The organism is Halomonas sp. 707B3 (genome assembly GCF_024158645.1).
Classification (GTDB): Bacteria; Pseudomonadota; Gammaproteobacteria; order Pseudomonadales; family Halomonadaceae; genus Vreelandella; species Vreelandella lionensis.
The window spans coordinates 1-3,442 of the sequence record NZ_JAMZBE010000233.1; the positions used below are offsets into that span (position 1 = coordinate 1).

Here is a 3,442-nt window from a genome sequence, read left to right on the forward strand (position 1 = left end):
ATCATCCGCGCCGTTGCTAATGTCGATATAGGTGGCAATGGGAGTAGAGAGTGACACGCTCATGGTAAGCCTTCCTCATCGTGGTTGCTGTACGAGGATCTTCTGCTTAGGCTTACCGATTATCAAGAACGCACAAAAAGGTAAGTGGCTTACCCATGAGAAGGATTTACACGCCCACTAGCGCGGCCAGCGGAGTGGAAGATGTATTAAAAATGCTGGAAGGGCGCTGGAAGTTGATTATTCTCTTCCACCTCTTCGACGGTAACGTGCAGCGCTACTCCGATTTTGAAAAGCTGATCCCCGGCATCTCGCAAAAGATGCTCGCCCAGCAACTGCGGCAACTGGAAGCCGATGGCATCGTGGCGCGCAAGGTGTACCCGCAAGTGCCGCCCAAAGTGGAATACCGCCTAACCGAGTGGGGCCAAGCGCTCTGCCCCGCGCTGGATGCGCTGCTGAAATGGGCCGAGCAGAAAGAAGTGTTTCACCCCACCGAACACGCGGACGATGCCAGCGCCTGAGCCTCGCCAGCGCCCACGGCGGCGCTCGCCAGTCGCCAAGGCTGCCCTGGCTCAGTATCATCACCGCTCATTTACCACAGAAGCCACTGCTTATGTCTTGCCCGCCATGCCCCCGCTGCCAGTCGGAATTCGTCTACCAGGATCAACGCCTGTTCATCTGCCCTGAATGCGCCCACGAATGGAACCCTGAAGAAGCCGCCGCCGAAGAGGCTGTGAACGTGGCAGATGCCCACGGCACGCCGCTCGCCGAAGGCGACAAGGTTACGCTGATCAAAGACCTCAAGGTCAAAGGCAGCTCCCAAGTGCTCAAGATCGGCACCAAAGCCGTCATCAAACGGCTAAAAGAGGGCAAAGACCACCAGCTAGACTGCAAAGTAGACGGCGCAGGCGACATGATGGTGACCGCACAGTTTGTGAAAAAGGCCTGAAGCAGTCGTTCTGTCTTATTAGCTGTACAGGTTTGCGAGCAACGGCTAGACTTGTACCCTAAATAGTACATGTGAGGCGTGTATGAAAATTGTGTCTTTTACAGAAGCGAGGAATGGCTTAAAAGCCGTGCTGGATGGCGTCGTTAATGATGCGGATACCACCGTGATCACGCGCAGGGATGCTGAAGATGCCGTTGTGATGTCGCTGGATTATTACAATAGCCTAATGGAAACAGTGCACCTGCTTCGTTCGCCTAAAAATGCTGAACACCTTAACCGCTCAATAGCGCAATATCGTGCTGGCCAAACAAGCGCACGAGAGTTAATGGATGAGTAGTCAGCGACTGTTGTGTTGGACAGATGAATCTTGGAACGACTACGTCTATTGGCAAGCGCAGGATAAGAAAACCCTTAAGCGCATTAATAAGCTGATAAACGATGTAAAGCGCTCTCCCTTTGAAGGAATCGGCAAGCCAGAGCCCTTAAAAGAAAACCTAGCGGGCTTTTGGTCTCGACGTATAGACGATACTAATCGGCTTGTTTATGCAGTCGATCACCACGCGATCACTGTCATTTCTTGCCGCTATCACTATTAGCCCGCAACTGAATCGGCCCCGAGAGTGAGCCAGCAGTGGGAGGTGACTTTAGCCCGCGACTGTGCCTGCACCCAGCCAGCTAAGTGGAAAAAATGACAGCTACCACACCAGCCCCCATCACCATCGCACTCGCCCAACTGCCTGTCAGCAAAGCGGCGGTAGACGACAACCTACAAACGCACCTAGCTTACATAGAACGCGCCGCCGCGCTGAAGGCCAACGTGGTGGCCTTTCCCGAACTCTCGCTCACCGGCTACGAGCTGGCGCTACTCAGCCAGCTGGCCATGCCCCGCGACGATGCCACCTTTGCCGCCCTCACCGCTGCAGCCGTAGCCAATAACACGGTGGTAATCGCAGGCTGCCCACTGCACAACCCGAACGGCAAGCCCTACATCGCAGCGGTGATCTGCTTCCCCAACGGCGAACACACCTTCTACCTAAAGCAGCACCTTCACGAAGGGGAAGATGTTTACTGTGCCCCCGGCACTGAAAGTGGCCTAATCAACGTTAACGGTACCCGCATCGCCCTGGCCGTTTGCGCCGACTTCACCCACTCCATACACGCCGCTACTGCAGCCAAACAGCAGGCGGACGTATATCTCGCCAGCGCGCTGATCTCCCCAGGTGGCTATGCCAACGATGCCGAGCTGCTCGCCACCATCGCAAAGCGCCACCAACTGCCGGTATTGCTCGCCAACCACGTTTCCAACACGGGCGGCTGGCAAACCTGTGGCAATAGCGGCGGCTGGAACGCAGCAGGGGAGTTAACCGTGAAAGCCAGCGGCACCCAACCCAGCTTAGTGCTGTGCCGCATTCATTACGGTGGCATAAGTAGTAGCGTGGAAGTGATGACTAACTTACATAGCTAAGTATGAGTTACCGACTAAAAACTAATCCGGTAAGGTGGGCTTAACCTAAATTAACTGCTAGTCTCGAAGCATTAGAGCGAACAACGCCGCAGGGACAACACGATGCAGGATGCCCGCATAACGCTTCACCCTAGCCAGCAGCGCATGCAAGTGCGGGCGGATGGCGTTCTGTTAGCCGACTCCACCGATACACTGGAACTCCGCGAACACGGCTACCCGCCGCGCCACTACTTCCCACGTAAAGACGTGCGGATGGACTTACTTACTGTTTCGGAAACGACCACTTATTGCCCGTTTAAAGGGCATGCAGTGTATTTTTCGCTGGGTGAGCGACGGGATATTGCTTGGAGTTATGAGGAGCCGATGGAAGAGGTTGAGGCTATTGCGGGTAGGGTGGCGTTTTATTTGGTAGTGAATAAATGATGGCTTTCAATCCCGAGCGGATATCACGGCAGGAGCGGAATGCTGCCTATTTATGCTTAATTTATTTTGACTTAAATAGGTTGGTATGTGAGTTAAAGGAAATATAAGTTGAATGCAAGTGCCGCCGGTTTCACTCAGATTATGTCGCAGGCTATACAAGAATTGTTACATGTTTTCAACCATAAAAACCCAGCTATAACTAAAAAGTTTTTAATATGAATGATGAAAAAATTAGAAATCTACTGACCAATGTTGATTCTTTAATTAAGCATACTTGTCATTTTACGTTTGATTTAAGTAAGCCGGAGGGTAAAACCCATAAAGGTGTGTGCGTAAATTATACAGACATGCAAGAAAGAAGAAGTGATTTTTTACGGGAGTTAAAAAACACAGTATGTAGTTGGGTTTATGGAAAAGATAAATATAACGATCTTTTTAAAAAAGAATTAGAGAAAAGAGGCTATGACTATCAAAATGCTTCATCCCATATAGACAGTTTGGCAAGAGACAAACCTGAATCCGTGAAGCCGGCGCCGACACTTTCCCTATCACCGCCAGCGAGCACTTTTTGATCATTCGCCCCGTGCAAGTTGGCTTTCGCAAGCCCG

7 protein-coding genes are annotated in these 3,442 nt (G+C 51.9%); all 7 read left to right on the top strand.

Features of this window, described 5'->3' with window-relative positions:
• Window positions 1-155: 155 nt before the first annotated feature.
• The 7 genes from BIS10_RS17950 (at window position 156) to BIS10_RS17980 (ending at window position 3,406) form a co-directional block, all read left to right on the top strand.
• A complete protein-coding gene (locus BIS10_RS17950; protein WP_253507402.1) occupies window positions 156-518 on the top strand; it encodes a helix-turn-helix domain-containing protein in 363 nt (120 codons plus the stop codon).
• 92 nt (window positions 519-610) lie between these two features.
• A complete protein-coding gene (locus tag BIS10_RS17955; protein WP_253507406.1) occupies window positions 611-946 on the top strand; it encodes a zinc ribbon domain-containing protein YjdM in 336 nt (111 codons plus the stop codon).
• 82 nt (window positions 947-1,028) lie between these two features.
• Window positions 1,029-1,283 carry a type II toxin-antitoxin system Phd/YefM family antitoxin gene (locus BIS10_RS17960; RefSeq protein ID WP_062372652.1) on the top strand — a complete coding sequence of 85 codons (255 nt, stop codon included), beginning with the start codon at window positions 1,029-1,031 and terminating at the stop codon, window positions 1,281-1,283.
• Window positions 1,276-1,542, top strand: a complete 267-nt coding sequence (locus BIS10_RS17965; protein WP_062372655.1) for a Txe/YoeB family addiction module toxin — start codon at window positions 1,276-1,278, stop codon at window positions 1,540-1,542. Before BIS10_RS17960 ends, BIS10_RS17965 begins: the two co-directional genes overlap by 8 nt.
• A 92-nt stretch (window positions 1,543-1,634) precedes the next feature.
• On the top strand, window positions 1,635-2,411 hold the full coding sequence (locus BIS10_RS17970) for a carbon-nitrogen hydrolase family protein (RefSeq protein ID WP_253507409.1): 777 nt from the start codon (window positions 1,635-1,637) through the stop codon (window positions 2,409-2,411).
• A gap of 102 nt (window positions 2,412-2,513) precedes the next feature.
• Window positions 2,514-2,834, top strand: a complete 321-nt coding sequence (locus tag BIS10_RS17975; RefSeq protein WP_253507412.1) for a DUF427 domain-containing protein — start codon at window positions 2,514-2,516, stop codon at window positions 2,832-2,834.
• Window positions 2,835-3,049: 215 nt separating this feature from the next.
• A complete protein-coding gene (locus tag BIS10_RS17980; RefSeq protein WP_253507414.1) occupies window positions 3,050-3,406 on the top strand; it encodes a hypothetical protein in 357 nt (118 codons plus the stop codon).
• Window positions 3,407-3,442: the final 36 nt, after the last annotated feature.

Coding starts and splice junctions, on each gene's coding strand:
- BIS10_RS17975 (WP_253507412.1), top strand. CDS start 2,514: ATGCAGGATGCCCGCATAACGCTTCACCCTAGCCAGCAGCGCATGCAA.
- BIS10_RS17960 (WP_062372652.1), top strand. CDS start 1,029: ATGAAAATTGTGTCTTTTACAGAAGCGAGGAATGGCTTAAAAGCCGTG.
- BIS10_RS17950 (WP_253507402.1), top strand. CDS start 156: ATGAGAAGGATTTACACGCCCACTAGCGCGGCCAGCGGAGTGGAAGAT.
- BIS10_RS17955 (WP_253507406.1), top strand. CDS start 611: ATGTCTTGCCCGCCATGCCCCCGCTGCCAGTCGGAATTCGTCTACCAG.
- BIS10_RS17965 (WP_062372655.1), top strand. CDS start 1,276: ATGAGTAGTCAGCGACTGTTGTGTTGGACAGATGAATCTTGGAACGAC.
- BIS10_RS17980 (WP_253507414.1), top strand. CDS start 3,050: ATGAATGATGAAAAAATTAGAAATCTACTGACCAATGTTGATTCTTTA.
- BIS10_RS17970 (WP_253507409.1), top strand. CDS start 1,635: ATGACAGCTACCACACCAGCCCCCATCACCATCGCACTCGCCCAACTG.